The following is a 17,005-nucleotide window of genomic DNA, read 5'->3' on the forward strand; positions in this document are numbered from 1 at the left end:
ACGTCCGGGATAAACGGGATCGGGTGGGGCACCACACTCAAGGAGACGTAGCAAATGTCAGCTCAACTCGACCAGTTGACGGCACAAGCCGCCAACGACCCGGATACGCTCGAGACCAAGGAATGGCTCGACGCGCTTGAAGCGGTCATCGAATTCGAAGGTACCGATCGCGCGCACTACCTGCTGGAGCGCCTGGTCGATCTGGCGCGCCGCCGCGGCGCCCACGTTCCGTTCTCGAGCAACACCGCCTACGTGAACACGATTCCGGCCCACCTGGAAGCGCACTGCCCCGGCAACCTGGAATACGAAGAGCGCCTGCGCTCGTGGATGCGCTGGAACGCCATGGCGATGGTCGTCAAGGCCAACCGCCTCGACGGCGACCTCGGTGGCCACATCTCGTCGTTCGCCTCGCTGGCCAACATGCTGGGCATCGGCTTCAACCACTTCTGGCACGCCGAGACCGAAGACCACGGCGGCGACCTGCTGTACATCCAGGGCCACTCGTCGCCGGGCATCTACGCCCGCGCCTTCCTGGAAGGCCGCCTCTCCGAAGAGCAACTGCTGAACTTCCGCCAGGAAGTCGACGGCAAGGGCCTGTCGTCGTACCCGCACCCGAAACTGATGCCGGACTTCTGGCAGTTCCCGACCGTGTCGATGGGCCTGGGCCCGATCATGGCGATCTACCAGGCACGCTTCCTGAAGTACCTGGAAGCCCGCGGCATCGCCAAGACCGACAACCGCAAGGTCTGGGTCTTCTGCGGCGACGGCGAGATGGACGAGCCGGAATCGATGGGCGCGATCGGCATGGCCGCGCGCGAAAAGCTGGACAACCTGGTCATGGTCGTCAACTGCAACCTGCAGCGCCTGGACGGCCCGGTGCGCGGCAACGGCAAGATCATCCAGGAACTGGAAGCGGACTTCCGCGGCGCCGGCTGGAACGTCGTCAAGGTCATCTGGGGCCCGGGCTGGGACGCCCTGCTGGCCAAGGACAAGGACGGCATCCTGCAGCGCGTGATGATGGAAACCGTCGACGGCGAATACCAGAACTACAAGGCGAAAGACGGCGCGTACGTGCGCAAGCACTTCTTCGGCAAGCACCCCGAGCTGCTGAAGATGGTCGCGAACATGACCGACGACGACATCTGGCGCCTGACCCGCGGCGGCCACGATCCGCACAAGATCTACGCGGCCTTCAAGAACGCCCAGGAAAACAAGGGCACCCCGACCGTGCTGCTCGTGAAGACCGTCAAGGGCTTCGGCATGGGCAAGTCGGGCGAGGCGCGCAACACGGCGCACCAGACCAAGAAACTGGACGACGAAGCCATTCGCGAAATGCGCGACCGCTTCGCCATCCCGATCCCGGACGACAAGCTGGCCGACATCCCGTTCTTCAAGCCGTCCGACGACGCGCCTGAAATGAAATACCTGCACGAGCGCCGCAAGGCCCTCGGCGGCTACCTGCCGCAGCGCCGCCAGCAGGCCGACGAGAAGCTGCCGGTCCCGCCGCTGTCGAGCTTCAAGGCCGTCACCGACCCAACCGCCGCCGGCCGCGAGATCTCGACGACGCAAGCCTATGTGCGTACGCTGACCGCGCTGCTGAAGGACCCGGCCATCGGCCAGCGCATCGTCCCGATCCTCGTCGACGAATCGCGTACGTTCGGCATGGAAGGCCTGTTCCGCCAGATCGGTATCTTCAACCAGCAGGGCCAGTTGTACGAGCCGGTCGACAAGGACCAGGTGATGTACTACCGCGAAGACAAGGCGGGCCAGATCCTGCAAGAGGGTATCAACGAAGCGGGCGGCATGTGCTCGTGGATCGCCGCGGCGACGTCGTACTCGACGAACAACCGCGTGATGATCCCGTTCTACACGTACTACTCGATGTTCGGCCTGCAGCGTGTGGGCGACCTGGCCTGGCTGGCCGGCGACATCCGTGCCCGCGGCTTCCTGATGGCCGGTACGGCCGGCCGCACGACGCTGAACGGCGAGGGCCTGCAGCACGAAGATGGTCACAGCCACATCTTCGCGGCGACCATCCCGACCTGCGTCCCGTACGACCCGACCTACGCGCACGAAGTGGCGGTGATCATCCAGAACGGCCTGCACCGCATGGTGGAGAAGCAGGAGGATGTGTTCTACTACATCACCATCATGAACGAGAACTACGAGCAGCCGGGCCTGAAGCCGGGTACGGAAGAGGGCATCATCAAGGGCATGTACCTGCTGCAGGAAGGCGATAAAGACGCCAAGCAGCGCGTGCAGCTGATGGGCTCCGGCACCATCCTGCGCGAGTCCGTGTTCGCCGCCGAGCTGCTGAAGAACGACTGGGGCGTCGCCGCCGACGTGTGGTCGTGCCCGTCGCTGACGCTGCTGGCCCGCGACGGCCAGGACGCCGACCGCTGGAACCTTACGCACCCGCTCGATGCGCCGCGCGTGCCGTACGTGACCCAGCTGCTGCAGGGTTCCGAAGGCCCGATCGTCGCGACGACCGACTACATGCGCCTGTTCGCCGAGCAGATCCGCGCGTACATCCCGAGCGGCCGCACGTACAAGGTCCTGGGCACCGACGGCTTCGGCCGCTCGGACAGCCGCGCCAAGCTGCGCGAGTTCTTCGAGGTGAACCGTTACTACATCACGGTTGCCGCGCTGAAGTCGCTGGCCGAAGAAGGCAAGATCGACGCGAAGGTGGTGGCGGACGCGATCGCCAAGTACGGCATCGATCCGAACAAGCCGAATCCTGTGACCCAGTAATGCTCTGGCGCGTACGCGCTAAAGTACGTCGTCCCCGCGCAGGCGGGGACCCAATTTCCGATGGTCCGCCACGAAATTGGGCCCCTGCCTTCGCAGGGGCGACGGATGAGCTAACGATAAGAATACGGAGCTAACACACTATGAGCATTGTGGAAGTCAAAGTCCCCGACATCGGTGACTTCAAGGAAGTCGAAATCATCGAGCTGATGGTCAAGCCGGGCGACACGATCAAGGTCGACCAGTCGTTGATCACGGTCGAATCGGACAAGGCCAGCATGGAGATCCCGTCGAGCCATGCGGGCGTCGTGAAGGAGATGAAGGTCAAGGTCGGCGACAAGGTCGGCGAAGGTTCGCTCGTGCTGCTGCTCGAGGAAGCCGCGGGCGGCGCGGAAGCTGCTCCGGCCCCGGCACCTGCCGCCGCACCGGCACCGGCGCCTGCTGCCGCCGCACCGGCTCCGGCTCCGGCACCTGCCGCCGCGCCGGCACCGGCACCGGCCGCCGCACCGGCCGCCGCCTCCGCCGCGCCTGCCGCGAGCTTCGCCTCGGCCCACGCCTCGCCGTCCGTGCGCAAGTTTGCGCGCGAACTGGGCGTCGACCTGAACAAGGTGAAGGGTTCCGGTCCGAAGGGCCGCATCACCCAGGAAGACGTGCAGGGCTTCGTCAAGTCGGCACTGGCCGCAGGCCCGACGGCCGCGCCGGCCGCAGCCGGCGGTGGCGCAGGCCTGAACCTGCTGCCGTGGCCGTCGCTGGACTTCTCCAAGTTCGGCGAGACCGAAGCGCAGCCGCTGTCGCGCATCAAGAAGATCTCCGGCCCGAACCTGCACCGCAACTGGGTCATGATCCCGCACGTGACGCAGTTCGAAGAAGCCGACGTCACCGACCTGGAAGACCTGCGCGTCGAATCGAATGCCGCGTATGCCAAGGCCAAGTCGCCGGTCAAGCTGACCATGCTGGCGTTCGTGATCAAGGCCTCCGTCGCCGCGCTGAAGAAGTTCCCGAACTTTAACGCGTCGCTGGACGAAGCCAACGGCCAGCTGATCCTCAAGAAGTACTACAACATCGGCTTCGCGGCCGACACGCCGAACGGCCTCGTCGTCCCGGTCATCAAGGACGCCGACAAGAAGTCCGTGTCGCAGATCGCCACCGAGATGGGCGAGCTGTCCGCACAGGCGCGCGAAGGCAAGCTGTCGCCGGCGAACATGCAGGGCGCGACCTTCACGATCTCGTCGCTGGGTGGCCTGGGCGGTACCGCGTTCACCCCGATCATCAACGCGCCGGAAGTCGCGATCCTGGGCCTGTCCAAGTCCTCGATGAAGCCGGTGTGGGATGGCAAAGCTTTCCAGCCGCGCCTGATGCTGCCGCTGTCGCTGTCGTTCGATCACCGCGTGATCGACGGCGCCGCCGGCGCCCGCTTCACGACCTACCTGGCCGACGTCCTGGCCGACCTGCGCAAGACGCTGCTGTAAGGAGAGCCCATGAGCACCGTTGAAGTCAAAGTCCCGAATATCGGCGATTTCAAGGAAGTCGAAATCATCGAGCTGATGGTCAAGCCCGGCGACACCATCAAGGTCGACCAGTCGCTGGTCACTGTCGAATCGGACAAGGCCAGCATGGAGATCCCGTCGACCCACGCCGGCGTCGTGCAGGAACTGAAGGTCAAGGTCGGCGACAAGGTGAGCGAAGGCTCGCTGCTGCTGACCGTCGACGATGCCGGCGCGGGCGCAGCTGCTGCACCCGCCGCAGCCCCGGCACCCGCCGCGGCCGAGCAGGCACCGGCCAACAAGCCGGCCGATTCGTATGCTCCAGCCCACCCGACCCCGTCGGCACCGGCAGCCCCCATTCCGAACGCGGCCAGCTACACCGGCCCGGTCGACGTCGAATGCGAGATGATGGTGCTGGGCGCCGGCCCCGGCGGCTACTCGGCCGCCTTCCGCTCGGCCGACCTGGGCATGAACACCGTCCTCGTCGAGAAGTACGCGACGCTGGGCGGCGTGTGCCTGAACGTGGGCTGCATCCCGTCCAAGGCGCTGCTGCACGTGGCGCACATCATGGACGAGACGGCGCACATGGCCGATCTCGGCGTGTCGTTCGCCAAGCCGGACGTCGACATCGACAAGCTGCGCGCGTACAAGGACAAAGTCATCAAGACGATGACGGGCGGCCTGGCCGGCATGGCCAAGGCGCGCAAGGTCAACGTCGTCCAGGGCGTGGGTAAATTCCTGAGCCCGAACCACATCGAAGTGACGGCTGCCGACGGCGCGAAGAAGGTCGTCGCGTTCCAGAAGGCGATCATCGCGGCCGGTTCGGCTGTGGTAAAACTGCCGTTCGTGCCGGAAGATCCGCGCATCGTCGACTCCACCGGCGCGCTGGAACTGCGCCAGGTGCCGAAGCGCATGCTCGTCATCGGCGGCGGCATCATCGGCCTGGAAATGGCGACCGTGTACTCGACGCTGGGTGCGCGCATCGACGTCGTCGAGATGATGGATGGCCTGATGCAGGGTGCGGACCGCGAGGCCGTCAAGGTCTGGCAGAAGTTCAACGCATCCCGCTTCGACAACATCATGTTGAAGACCAAGACCGTCGGCGTGGAAGCGCTGCCGGAAGGGATCAAGGTCACGTTCGAAGCCGCCGAGGCGGGCCAGCCGGCACCGGAAGCGCAGGTCTACGACCTCGTGCTGGTGGCCGTGGGCCGCAGCCCGAACGGCAAGAAGATCGGCGCGGAAGCGGCCGGTGTGGCGGTCACCGACCGCGGCTTCATCCCGGTCGACGGCCAGATGCGCACGAACGTCCCGCACATCTTCGCCATCGGCGACCTGGTGGGCCAGCCGATGCTGGCACACAAGGCCGTGCATGAAGCCCACGTCGCCGCGGAAGCCGCGCACGGCGAGAAGGCCTACTTCGATGCGAAGGTGATCCCGTCGGTCGCGTACACCGATCCGGAAGTGGCATGGGTCGGCCTGACGGAAGACGAAGCGAAAGCCAAGGGCATCAAGGTCGAGAAGGGCCACTTCCCGTGGGCCGCATCGGGCCGCGCCGTCGCCAACGGCCGCTCGGAAGGCTTCACGAAGCTGCTGTTCGACGCCGAGACTCACCGCATCATCGGCGGCACGATCGTCGGCACGAGCGCCGGCGACATGATCGGCGAAGTCGCGCTGGCCATCGAGATGGGCGCGGACGGCGTGGACATCGGCAAGACGATCCATCCGCACCCGACCCTCGGCGAGTCGATCGGCATGGCGGCGGAGGCCTACGAAGGCGTCTGCACCGACCTGCCGCCGCCGCGCAAGCGTTGATGTAAGCGTTGTACGTCGTAAAGGAACCGGGGCCGTGTGCCCCGGTTTTTTTACGGTCGATTTGTTCCGTCAAGCCGGCGTTGCAGCATGTCCTTTGCCACGGCAAGCGCGTTGTCCGGCGTCGCCGCGACATCCGGTGCGACGCCCACGCCTTCCCAGTTGGTGTGGGTAATGGGACTGATGGTGCGCGCACTGGGTATCGCGGCGAAAAAATGGTCGCCGAGGCGGAAGGGACGTGTCGGGTGGGCGCCGCCCCAGGTCCGTTCGCCGATCAGCGTGGCGCGTTTCAGCGCCTGCATCGTGTAGGCGAAGTCTTCGCCGGCCGACATCGTGCCGGGACCCGTCAGGATCAGGACCGGCTTCTTGCCGCCATAGCGCTTGCCGTCCAGCTGATCGACCGACCAATGCTGCGTGGCGACCCCGGTATCGCGGTCCCAGATGTCGTTGAGGCGCGTACGCTCGTCGACGAAATAGCTGACCAGTAGAGCCACCCCGTCCGGTGTGCCGCCGTGGTTGTTGCGCAGGTCGATGATCAGACCATCGGTATCGGCGAGCTTGTCCATCGCAGCCGCATATCTTGGGGCCACGAGGAAAGGCGGCGGGAAGCCGGAAAGGTCGAGGTAGCCGATCCTGGGGCTCAGGCGATCGACTTTTTCCACGCCGAGGCTGGACGCGAGGATACGCTGGCGCACATCAGGGGGCGCGATCCGCTCCCACTCGGCCAGCGTCGTGGGGCGCGGCCCGACTTCACGGTCGGGCGGCACCAGCCCAGGGTCGAATCCCACGAACAAATGCTTGTCATGAAGGACCTCGGCAAGGTCGGCCGTGAGCTGTTTTGCCAGTTGTTCGCCATCCGTGATCCCATCGTACTTGCCCTCGCGCTGGCGCTGCTGCAGGACCGTCCCGACCTGCCTGGCCTTGTCGGGAAAGACGTAGTGATCGTTCAGCTTTGCCACGAGCGCATCGATCGCTTGCACGCGCATCGCCCTGTCGACGGCAACCTTGGGCGGCGGCTCGGGCGTGGCGGCATGGGCGCCGAGCGTGGTCAGCAGCAGGAAGCACGGTACGACGATCCATCTCTTTTTCATCATTTTTCCTTTGGCAGGGAGTAGGAAACGATTTATTCACGGTATCAGCAATAAAGCGAAATCAGAGTAGCATAAAAACTACAACAGAATGGTAATATCTTTGACAAGTAATCAGCCTGCATATTGACTTGCACTACCGGGCGATCGGCGAAAGCGACCGCATGACGCTCAAGTTCGTGAAGCCATGAAAAACCGGGGCACGCGTGCCCCGGTTTTTTTACGCCGGTCGAATCGTTACGGCTTGGCCGCGTACAGTCCGATTTCGGACAGCGTCGTAAAGGTGCTGTCGCCGTTATTGGAAGTGATGTTGAGCCGGTACCAGCGATAGGCGCCCGGGCTCGCGATCGTGTAGCTCTTCTGCTGGATGCGGGAGGCGAACGCCTGCCCGCTCTGCGTGTCGAGCGTCGTCCAGTTCACGCCGTCGTTGGAACCCTGGAACTGCCAGTCCTTCGGATCGCGCGGCACCAGGTCGGTGGAGCTGATGACCGTGTAGCGCTGGACCGTCTCCGTGTGGCCGAGGTCATACTGCAGCCAACCCATCACGCCCTTGTAGAACCAGTACGACCCCGAGTTCTGGTCGAAGACGTACTTCGCGTTGCCCGGGTTGTTCGCACTGTCGTTGGGCGTGCCCCCGGTGGCGACGTTCGCCAGCGGATGCACGGGCGTGACGCTGTCCTCCGGAGAATTGGCGCTCGTGCCGGCCGCGTTCGTCGCCGTGACGGTGTAGTAGTAGGTCGTGCCGTTGGTCACCGACGTGTCGATGTAGCTGCCGCCCGTGACGTTGGCCGCGATGGTCGTGTAGGGGCCGCCGCTGGACGTGGCGCGCAGCACCGCGTAGCCGGTGGCGCCGGACGACTGCTGCCAGCGCAGCGGGACGGCGCCGTCGCCCGGCTCGGCCAGCAGCGTGGCGGGCGCTTGGGGAATGGCGGCGGGCGCGCCGCCGTCGCCGCCCGTGATTTGCACGTTGCTGAAGGTGGAGGTATTCAGCGTGCCGTTGGCAACCGAGGCGACCACCAGGCCGGCATAGATCGTGTCCGGCAGCGGGCCGTCGATGCGGCCGACGTCGGTGGCGGCCCAGTTGGTCCCGTCGGGAGACAAGTAACCCGTGATCATGTTGCCGATGCGCTCGAGCTTCACCCAGTAAGAGGCGGTGGAGCTTGCAATGGGGAGCACCTTGTTTCCGTAGTTATTGCCGCCGTAAACAGCGAGATTCTGCATGTTCTGTTCGGCCTGGATCCGGTTGGTAATGGCCATCCAGGCGCGCGGCGCACCCTTCGCAAGGCTCGTGCGCATCATGACGCCGGCTTTCGCGGACGGGCTGGTGTTCTGGAGCGACTCCACTTTCGCGATGATGGCGCCGTCTCCGGTGAGCGCCTGGTACGCGAAGTGGCAGCTATCGTTCCCGCCCCAGATCTCGGCGCCTCCCCCTTTCACGGTCCATTTGCCGTCGGCGTAGGTGGCCGAGCCGGCCGGGGCGGCCCCCCCGATGTCCGCGTCGGCAAAGCCCGAGGTGATCGAGCTGGTGGCGGGAATGGACAACGCCGGCGGGGGCGTCGCCGTCGACGTGTCGACGTCCTTCAGGAACACGAAGCTGCCGCTGTCCACCGGCATCCACTGGCGCCGCTGCGCGATGAACGGTGCCTGCATGCCCTTGCGGTTGACGTAGGCGTTGTAAATCTGGTTGAGCACGATGTTCCCGCCTCCCCAGCCGTTCCACCCGCGGTTCGTGTTGTCGGCGGTGTAGTAGGCGTCGGTGGTGCCGAACGGGAGGAAGGGGGTGGGCTCGAGCTCGTTCACCCGCGCGAAATATTCGCCGGCCGCCAGCAGGCGGTTGTCGAAATCGGAATAGACGTCGATGCCTTGCTTCCACAGCGCCTCGGCGAGCATGACCAGCGATTTCAGCTGTCCGTGGGCATGCCCCTGGTCGCGCAGGGAGTCGCCGAGCATGCCGATGTCGTTGGAACTGCGCAGGCCGATGTGGGCGAGCGTGCGGGTCTGGGCGACGACCCGGTCCAGGAGCTCGGTGTCGTCGTTGAAGATGGCCATCAGACCGAGCGCGTTCAGGGCCAGCGCGCCCTTGTTGGCGGCGCCGAACATGTTCTCGCCATACGGATTCGATGCCGGAATCAGGACATTGGCGAAATATGCCTTGACCGTGGCCGTGTCGGCCTCCGTCCAGTCCGGCCAGGTGCCGCGCAGGATATCCGCGCCGCCCACGAACATGTAGGCATAATCGCCCAGGTCGAGCATCGATTCGCGGCCCGCGAACCCGGTCTGGACGGTCGCCCACTGCATCAGGATGTCGTGTGCCTTCTTCGCGTAGTCCTTGTTGCCGGTGAAATACCACATCCGCGACAGGTTCCAGATCGCGACCATGTCGTTGCGCCATGGCCAGAGATTCACGTCGGGGGCGCGGCTCACGGTCGCGTACGGACCCGCCATGACGTAGGTGAGCCTGGCCTTGCCGTCGTTCGCCAGCTGGTCGTAGGCGGACTTCCACGGCTGCCTGCCTTGGGCGACGTATGACTTGAGCGTCATGAGATCGGCGGCGGTGAGGGGCGTGCCCGGGTGCGTGAAACCGGTGACCTGCGCCACGCCGTCACCCGGGAGCATGGCGGTGCTCAACATGAGCAGCGCAGCGGTCAGACTGGTTCGAGCAAACATCCTGGAGTTTTTTTTCATCGGTAGCCTTCATTAATGAACATCCAAACGGCGCGCCGATGGCGCGCCCCGACAATGTCACGTTCAAGGGCATACCGGGCGTCCCCGTCGCCTTGCCCGCAGCCTCGCCGCGAGGCGAGGCGAGGTGTTTTGTTCGAGCGTCAAACTATTAAATTATCGCAGTCATATTGCCGTACGGCAATAGGTTTACGTATGTATATGGATGAATGTGGCATTAATTTAACATTAACGCCGACTGGCATGCAGTTCATCTTGCAGTCGTGTGTCTTGTCGTGGGAATGTGCGCATTTCTACCGGCCGGCCATCTGCTATGTTGGTTGTCGCTGTCCGTCCCCACTCAAAAAAGAAAGACGCGCATGGCCAACTGCAAACACGTCGTTTCCTTGCTCGCGGCAATCGCGCTCATGCCTGCGCATGCCTCCGGGAGCGAGCCCGCGAAGGTTGTCGTCAGGGGCAGGCACGATCCGTCCACGGTCGTCGTCAAGGGTGTGCGCGATCCGTCGGCATGGTTCCGGATCGAGAGCCAGCACCTGATCGTGTATTCGAACGACGACCCGGATGACGTCATCGAACTGGTCAACAATCTGGAGCGGCTCGACTACGTGCTGCGGCTGTACCTGACGCCGTTCCTGGATGGTCGGGAGACGCTGCCCAAGTTCAGGCTGTACTTCCAGGGCCGGCCGGACCTGCCGCCGGAGATCGGCGCGGTCGACGGCTCCACCACCAGCCTGACCAGCCGCTGCGCATCCGGGACGCTCGCGTTCACGTTCGGCCAGGCGAAGAGCTGGAAGCTGGACAATGCGTCGCTGCTTCGTCCGGAAGACGATTACACGCTGATGACGAACTTCGTCGTGTACGCGGACACGTTCCTGTACCGCCATACCCGCATCCGCGCGCCCGCATGGTTCCTTACCGGCTTCGATGCGTATTTCGGCGGCATGCGCTTCACCGACGACCAGATGCTGGTCGGCCGCGATGCGGGCACCTCCTACAACCTGCTACAGGAGATCGACGAGGGCCGGACCAGGCGGCTGCGGTTCGACGACGTCCTGCACGACCGAACGGTGCCCGGGATGTTCAAGGTCGGCACGAACGGGTATTACCGGCAATGGGAATTTCTCGCCCGCTCGTTCAACCTCGTGCACTACATGCTGTCGTCCGAGGAGAACCGCAATAAGATGGGTAAGTATCTCGAACGGGTCAACGAAGGCAGCGATTCCGCCGACGCGTTTGCCGACGTCTTCGGCTTGTCGGGACAAGAGCTCGACGTCGCGATGTGGCGTTACCGCCAGGCGTCCATGAAAATCCTGCAGGTCGAGGTGCCCGACCTGCCCCGGGCCCATATCGAATTCACCCGCCTGAGCCGCATCGAGGCCGGGTTCGTGCTCGACAACGCCGCGCTGAAGACGTGTCCCGCGCCCGCCGCCGGCAAGACCTTGCTGGCGCGCGTGCAGCAGAAGGCGGCGCAGGCGCCCGCCGTCGATTTCGCCCAGATCACGCTCGCCCGTGCCCAGGTCGAATGGGGCGATCCGCTCGATGCCATCGCCTACCTGACGCGCGCCGTCGGGAACGATCCGTACGACCCCGAGCCGCAGTATCTGCTGGGCCTCGCTCATGCGAAGCTGGCGGACCGCGCTGGCCCCGACAGGCAGGACCAGCTGGCGGCGGCGCGCGCGAGCCTGACCGAAGCCGCCCTGCTGGCGCCGGAAGCGCCCGACGTGTCGTATGCGCTGTTCCGCATCGCGCTCATGGACACGGCGCCGGCCGACAAGGAGATCGGCAGGGCGATCGACGCATGGCGCCACGGGCACGACGTCGTCGCGTTCGCGCGCGCGGCCGCGCTGGCCCATGCATGGCTGGGCGATGCCGCCGGCGCGTACCAGGTGTTCAATACGCTGGCGCGCAACAAGTGGGATCCGGAAAACGCCGCGTGGGCCACGCGCTGGCTCGCCAGACTGGAGAAGGGCGTGCCGCGGGATGAACTACTGGTGGCGATGCGCGGCGAGCGGACGGCGGTGCCCGGCGCCCTGTCGTGGATGCACGATCGCCGCTAAGTGTGTAACAGCGCATCACCCCGGCGGCACGACAGTCTTTATGCTTGTCGTCTTGCGACTCGCCCATGATGCCGTTGATTTGCAGAATCAATGCTTTGGCCGGCGACGCCCGGTGTCATCCCACAACCGCTCCATCGACAAATAGGTGTACGACGCCGTCCACCCGATCAGCAGCATCCCGTTCAGCGCCTGCATGCCCGCCAGCAGGCGCAGGTCGCCGTGCGGCAGCACGTCGCCGTAGCCCAGCGTCGTGTAGGTCTCGGCCGAAAAATACAGGCAGCGCGTGAACGGCAGCGGGCCGGGGGCGCCCATGTGGCCGACGCCGAAGCGCGTCGCCAGCAGGTAGTAGGCGAGCCCGTACAGCAGGATTTCGATGAAGTGCGCGCCGAACGCGCCGACGATCACGAACACGAGCCGCATGCGCGGCGGGATGCGCAATGCGGGCAGCGCGGCCGTCATCAGGCGCAGCACCTCATAGTGGATCACGGTCGTGGCGATCAGCAGGAACGCGCAGGCGGTGATGGCGATGCCCATGCTCGGACTTTCCGGGACGATGTTCGATGCAAGGGAGCATAGCAAAGGTCGGCGCTACGCGATGAAAAGACCGGGACTGCGCGTCCCGGTCTTCTTTAAGCAGGACGCCTGCCGCGTCTCACGGCTTCGCCGCAAACAGCCCGAGCTCCGACAGCGCCGTCGAGGCGGTATCGCCATTATTGGCCGTGATGTTGAGCCGGTACCAGCGATACGCGCCTCCCCCCGCGACCGGGTAGCTTTTCGGCTGGAGACGGTTGGCGAACACCTGGTTGCTTTGCGCGTCGAGCGTCGTCCAGCCGACGCCGTCGTTGGAGCCCTGGAACTGCCAGTCCTTCGGATCGCGCGGGGCCATGTCGCTGGCGCTGATGACGGTGTAGCGCAGGACTGTCTCCGTGTGGCCCAGGTCGTACTTCAGCCACCCGGTCGGGGCCCCGTAGAGCCATTTCGTCGCCGAGTTCCGGTCGAAGGCCAGTCCGGCGTTGGCCGCGTTGTTGGCGCCGTCGGTGGCACTGCCGCCGGTGGCCACGTTCGTCAGCGGATGCACCGGCGTGACGCTGTCCTCGGGAGAATTGGCGCTCGTGCCGGCGCTGTTGGCCGCCGTGACGGTGTAGTAGTAGGTCATGCCGTTGCTCACCGAATTATCCGTGTAGCTGCCGTCCGTGACGCCCGATGCGATGGTCGTGTAGGGGCCGCCGCTGAACGTGGCGCGCTTGACCGTGTAACTGGTGGCACCGAAGGACTGTTGCCAGCGCAGCGGAACGGCCCCGTCGCCGGGTTCGGCCAGCAGCGTGGCGGGCGCGGCCGGGATGACGGCCGGCGCGCCACCATTCCCGCCCGTGACCTGGACGTTGCTGAAGGTGGAGGTGTTCAGCGTGCCGTTGGCATGCGAGACGACCGCCAGGCCGGCATAGATCGTGGCGGGCAGCGTGCCGTCGATGCGGCCGACGTCGGTGGCGGCCCAGTTGGTGCCGTCGGGCGACACGTAGCCGGTGATCATGTTGCCGATGCGCTCGAGCTTCACCCAGTAAGAGGGCACGGTGTTCGCGATGGGCAGGGCCTTGTTGCCATAGTTCGTGCCGCCGTAAACAGAGAGGTTCGGCATGTTCTGTTCGACCTTGACCTGGTTCGTCACGAGCATCGTGGCGCGCGGCGCTCCCTGGGCCAGGCCGGTGCGCATCATCACGCCCGCCTTGGCGTACGGGCTGGTGTTCTGGATCGTCTCGACTTTCGCGATGATCGCGCCGTCGCCGGTGAGGGCCTTGTAGGCGAAGTGGCCGCCATCGGCCGTGCCCCAGCTGTCGGCGCCTGCGCCCACCACGGTCCATTTACCGTTGGCGTACGAGGACGTGCCGGCCGGGGTGCTGTTTCCGATATCGATATCATTCAAGCCCGAAGTGATCGAGGCCGTCGCGGGAATGGCGAGCGCCGGCGCGGGCGCGGCCGTCGAGGTGTCGACCTCCTTCATGAACATGAAGCTGGTGCTGTCCACCGGCATCCACAGGCGCCGCTGCGCGATGTAGGGGGCAGGCCTGCCCTTGCGGACCGCGTAGGCGCCATGGATCACATTGAGCGCGATGTTCCCGCCGCCCCATCCGCGGTTCGTGTTGTCGGCGATGTAGTAGGCGTCGGTGGTGCCGAACGGGAGGAACGGCGTCGGCGCGAGCTCGTTCACCCGTGCGAAATATTCGCCTGCCGCCAGCAGGCGCTCGTCGAGATCGGCATAGACGTCGATGCCCTGTTTCCACAGCGCTTCGGCGAGCATGGACAGCGACAACAGCTGGCCATGGGCGTGCCCCTGGTCGCGCAGGGAATCGCCGAGCATGCCGATGTCGTTGGAACTGCGCAGGCCGATGTGGGCGAGGGTGCGCGTCTGGGCAACGACCTGGTTCAGCAACGCGGTGTCGTCATTGAAGATGGCCATCAATCCGAGCGCGTTCAGGGCCAGCGCGCCCTTGTTGGCGGCGCCGAACATGTTTTCGCCGTAAGGGTTCGACGCCGGAATCAGGACATTGGCGAAATATGCCTTGACCGTGGCCGTGTCGCTGGCCGTCCAGCCCGACCAGGTGCCGCGCAGGATGTCCGCGCCGCCCACGAACCTGTAAGCGTAGTCGCCCAGGTCGAGCATCGACTCGCCGCCCGAGAACGCCGTCTGGTTGGTCGCCCACGCGATCAGGATATCGTGCGCTTTCTTCGCGTAGGCGTCGTTGCCGGTGAAATACCACATCCGCGACAGATTCCAGACAGCGATCATGTCGTTACGCCATGGCCAGAGATTTACGTCGGGGCTGCGGCTCACGGTCGCGAACGGACCCGCCATGACGTAGGTGGACTGCGATTTGCCATCGGCCTTCAATTGGTCATAGCCGGACTTCCATGGCTGCCTGCCCTGGTCGACGTAGGACTTGAGCGTCGCGAGATCGGACACGGTGAGCGGCGCGCCCGGATGCGTGAAACCGATGACCTGCGCCGCGCCATGACCCGGCAGCGCGGCGGTGCTTGCCAGGAACAGTGTCGCGAGGATGTGTCGGATGCCCATAAACTCTTCTCCAGAACTGATTTTCATCGGTACCCCTTCATGAGTGAACATCATTAACCGGCGACACCTCAGCCTCGCGACATCGTGCGCCGGGACTGTCACGTTCAAGGGCGTACCGGGCGTCCCCGTCGCCTTGCCCGTGGTCTCGCAAGACTGCGAGATATTGATTGAGCAACAACATCTAGATGGGCTAGTTATGGTCGATATGTATATAGAGTTATAAAGGTTAACGATAACATAAACGGGCGTGGAGATTGTTCTGTTGAACGCGCGTGTTGCGACGTCGTCAGCCTCATGCTGGTTTAATATCGGTTTGGCCCATAGCGGGCAGACACTCGAATAAGGAACACGCATGAGCATCGCATTCATCGGCCTGGGCAGCATGGGCCACCACATGGCGGCCAACCTGCTGAAGTCCGGCCAGCCCGTCCACGTCTGGAACCGCAGCCCCGCACCCGTGCAGGCGCTGGCGGCGCTAGGCGCGAAGCCGGCCGCGACGCCCGCCGAGTGCGGCATCGCCGACGTCGTCTTCACCATGCTCGCGGACGACGACGCGACGCGCGCCGTGCTGCTGGACGGCGGCGTGCTGGCCGCGATGGCGCCCGGCAGCATCCACGTCAACATGTCCACCGTCTCCGTCGCGTTCGCGCGCGAGATGGCGGCGCTGCACGTCGAGCGCGGCGTCGGCTATGTCGCCGCGCCGGTGCTGGGCCGCGTGGACGTCGCGGCAGCGGGCAAGCTGAACATCCTCGCCGGCGGCAGCGACGAATTGATCGCGCGCGTGCAGCCCCTGTTCGACCTGATGGGACAAAAGACGTGGCGCTTCGGCAGCGAGCCGGAACAGGCGAATGCGATCAAGCTCGCGTGCAACCTGATGCTCGCCTGCGCGATCGAAGCGACGGGCGAGGGCGCCGCGCTGGCGCGTGCCCACGGCGTGCCGGCCGCGGATTTCATCGACCTCGTCACCAGCACGCTGTTCGCCGGCTCGCCCGTGTACAAGGGCTATGGCGGAATGATCGCCGGGGAGCGCTATTCGCCGGCCGGCTTCAAACTGTCGCTGGGCCTGAAGGATGTGCGCCTCGCGCTGGAGGCGGGGCAGGGCAGGGGCTTGCCGCTGGCATTCGGCGAGACGTTGAAGTCGACCTTGCAGGATGCCGTCGCGCAGGGCGATGCCGATCTCGATCTGGCGGCGCTGGGCAAGCACGCGGCGCGGCGGGGCGGATTGAACTGATCACAAAAAGTTCGCGGCAACCGATTGGCAGCGTGGCGTCATGGAAGAAGGCCGGTCGTGTTGCGTCGTATTGACGCTAAGTAATAAATAAACAACAAAGATTCCTTTTTGTAATGACAAAGTTCTTTTTGGAATGATATATTGATCTAAGTTAAACAAATTAAGGAAATCTGCGATGAACGCGCGCTCCCGACTCGCCCTTGCCCTGCTTGCCAGCTTCGCCCTCAATGCCAACGCCAGCGTCATTACCGTACAGGTGGCGACCACGTCGCCCGCGGCACAGGCAAACGCGGCTGCATACAAGCTGGCCGTGGATGCCGCCATTGCCAATCCCGCCGCGTACAAGGGCAGCAAGTCCGTCGCAGTGTACGACAACCTGGCGGTCAAGGATTACTTCGGCGGGATCAGCAATTACGCCTTCGAGTCCACGATCGATTTCGGCGTCACCGCGGCGCAGGCCGGCACGTGGAACTTCCGCACCGGCGTCGATTTCGGCTTCGGCGGCGCCCTGTTCGTCGACGGCGTCGCCCTCGGCTACAACACGCACGACATGTGGTGGGCCAACACCTACGGCGCGGCGAACGGCAGCCTGCAGGGCGCGCTCAATCTTGCGGCGGGCAACCACGTCCTGAAGATCTACGGCATCGAAGACTGCTGCGACGGCGCCATGCAGGCCCAGTTCAAGGCTGCGAATGCCGCCGCCTACGCCACGTTCGCCAGCACCGACCAGCTGAACGCCGTGCCGGAACCGGCCGGCATCGCGACGTTCGGCCTGGGTGCCGGCGCCATCGCCTTCATTCGTCGCCGCCGCAAGCAGGCGTGATATGCCGCGGTGC

At 64.9% G+C, this 17,005-nt stretch carries 10 protein-coding genes; 6 read left to right on the plus strand and 4 right to left on the minus strand.

What is annotated here, in order from left to right; translation table 11 throughout:
• Positions 1-54 precede the first annotated feature (54 nt).
• The 3 genes from aceE to lpdA all read left to right on the plus strand — a co-directional run bounded on the left by aceE (position 55) and on the right by lpdA (position 6,044).
• On the plus strand, positions 55-2,751 hold the full coding sequence (gene aceE / locus ACL58G_RS10080) for a pyruvate dehydrogenase (acetyl-transferring), homodimeric type (protein ID WP_413382923.1): 2,697 nt from the start codon (positions 55-57) through the stop codon (positions 2,749-2,751).
• A 140-nt stretch (positions 2,752-2,891) separates the two neighbouring features.
• A complete protein-coding gene (gene aceF, locus ACL58G_RS10085; RefSeq protein ID WP_413382925.1) occupies positions 2,892-4,217 on the plus strand; it encodes a dihydrolipoyllysine-residue acetyltransferase in 1,326 nt (441 codons plus the stop codon).
• A 9-nt stretch (positions 4,218-4,226) separates the two neighbouring features.
• The gene (gene lpdA, locus ACL58G_RS10090) at positions 4,227-6,044 is read left to right on the plus strand and encodes a dihydrolipoyl dehydrogenase (protein WP_413382927.1); all 1,818 of its coding nucleotides are present in this window, start codon (positions 4,227-4,229) and stop codon (positions 6,042-6,044) included.
• A gap of 50 nt (positions 6,045-6,094) precedes the next feature.
• On the opposite strand, the gene ACL58G_RS10095 is transcribed toward lpdA, so the two are convergent.
• Both ACL58G_RS10095 and ACL58G_RS10100 read right to left on the minus strand, forming a co-directional pair.
• Entirely contained in the window at positions 6,095-7,132 is a 1,038-nt protein-coding gene (locus ACL58G_RS10095) for a S41 family peptidase (protein WP_413382929.1), read from the minus strand.
• A 234-nt stretch (positions 7,133-7,366) separates the two neighbouring features.
• Positions 7,367-9,745 (minus strand): alginate lyase family protein, encoded by a 2,379-nt coding sequence (locus ACL58G_RS10100; protein WP_413382931.1) that lies wholly within the window; start codon positions 9,743-9,745, stop codon positions 7,367-7,369.
• Between the two features lie 473 nt (positions 9,746-10,218).
• On the opposite strand from ACL58G_RS10100, the gene ACL58G_RS10105 reads away from it, so the two are divergent.
• Positions 10,219-11,868 carry a tetratricopeptide repeat protein gene (locus ACL58G_RS10105; protein ID WP_440966631.1) on the plus strand — a complete coding sequence of 550 codons (1,650 nt, stop codon included), beginning with the start codon at positions 10,219-10,221 and terminating at the stop codon, positions 11,866-11,868.
• An 87-nt stretch (positions 11,869-11,955) separates the two neighbouring features.
• Here the strand turns inward: ACL58G_RS10105 and ACL58G_RS10110 are convergent, their stop codons facing one another.
• On the minus strand, positions 11,956-12,402 hold the full coding sequence (locus ACL58G_RS10110; protein WP_440966632.1) for a potassium channel family protein: 447 nt from the start codon (positions 12,400-12,402) through the stop codon (positions 11,956-11,958).
• A gap of 118 nt (positions 12,403-12,520) precedes the next feature.
• Positions 12,521-14,938 carry an alginate lyase family protein gene (locus ACL58G_RS10115; RefSeq protein ID WP_413382937.1) on the minus strand — a complete coding sequence of 806 codons (2,418 nt, stop codon included), beginning with the start codon at positions 14,936-14,938 and terminating at the stop codon, positions 12,521-12,523.
• 352 nt (positions 14,939-15,290) lie between these two features.
• On the opposite strand from ACL58G_RS10115, the gene ACL58G_RS10120 reads away from it, so the two are divergent.
• Together ACL58G_RS10120 and ACL58G_RS10125 are read left to right on the plus strand one after the other, a co-directional pair.
• Positions 15,291-16,169, plus strand: a complete 879-nt coding sequence (locus ACL58G_RS10120) for an NAD(P)-dependent oxidoreductase (protein WP_440966634.1) — start codon at positions 15,291-15,293, stop codon at positions 16,167-16,169.
• Between the two features lie 175 nt (positions 16,170-16,344).
• Positions 16,345-16,992, plus strand: a complete 648-nt coding sequence (locus ACL58G_RS10125; protein ID WP_440966636.1) for a CCXG family PEP-CTERM protein — start codon at positions 16,345-16,347, stop codon at positions 16,990-16,992.
• The last annotated feature ends 13 nt before the right edge of the window (positions 16,993-17,005 follow it).

This window comes from Massilia sp. GER05, from assembly GCF_052056005.1.
GTDB lineage: Bacteria > Pseudomonadota > Gammaproteobacteria > Burkholderiales > Burkholderiaceae_D > Telluria > Telluria orientalis.

Bases quoted from the DNA above. Each gene is read 5' to 3' on its own strand.
- ACL58G_RS10105 (WP_440966631.1), top strand. From the start codon at position 10,219: ATGCCTGCGCATGCCTCCGGGAGCGAGCCCGCGAAGGTTGTCGTCAGG.
- ACL58G_RS10095 (WP_413382929.1), bottom strand. From the start codon at position 7,132: ATGAAAAAGAGATGGATCGTCGTACCGTGCTTCCTGCTGCTGACCACG.
- aceF (WP_413382925.1), top strand. From the start codon at position 2,892: ATGAGCATTGTGGAAGTCAAAGTCCCCGACATCGGTGACTTCAAGGAA.
- ACL58G_RS10110 (WP_440966632.1), bottom strand. From the start codon at position 12,402: ATGGGCATCGCCATCACCGCCTGCGCGTTCCTGCTGATCGCCACGACC.
- ACL58G_RS10115 (WP_413382937.1), bottom strand. From the start codon at position 14,938: ATGGGCATCCGACACATCCTCGCGACACTGTTCCTGGCAAGCACCGCC.
- ACL58G_RS10120 (WP_440966634.1), top strand. From the start codon at position 15,291: ATGAGCATCGCATTCATCGGCCTGGGCAGCATGGGCCACCACATGGCG.
- ACL58G_RS10125 (WP_440966636.1), top strand. From the start codon at position 16,345: ATGAACGCGCGCTCCCGACTCGCCCTTGCCCTGCTTGCCAGCTTCGCC.
- lpdA (WP_413382927.1), top strand. From the start codon at position 4,227: ATGAGCACCGTTGAAGTCAAAGTCCCGAATATCGGCGATTTCAAGGAA.
- ACL58G_RS10100 (WP_413382931.1), bottom strand. From the start codon at position 9,745: ATGCTCCCGGGTGACGGCGTGGCGCAGGTCACCGGTTTCACGCACCCG.
- aceE (WP_413382923.1), top strand. From the start codon at position 55: ATGTCAGCTCAACTCGACCAGTTGACGGCACAAGCCGCCAACGACCCG.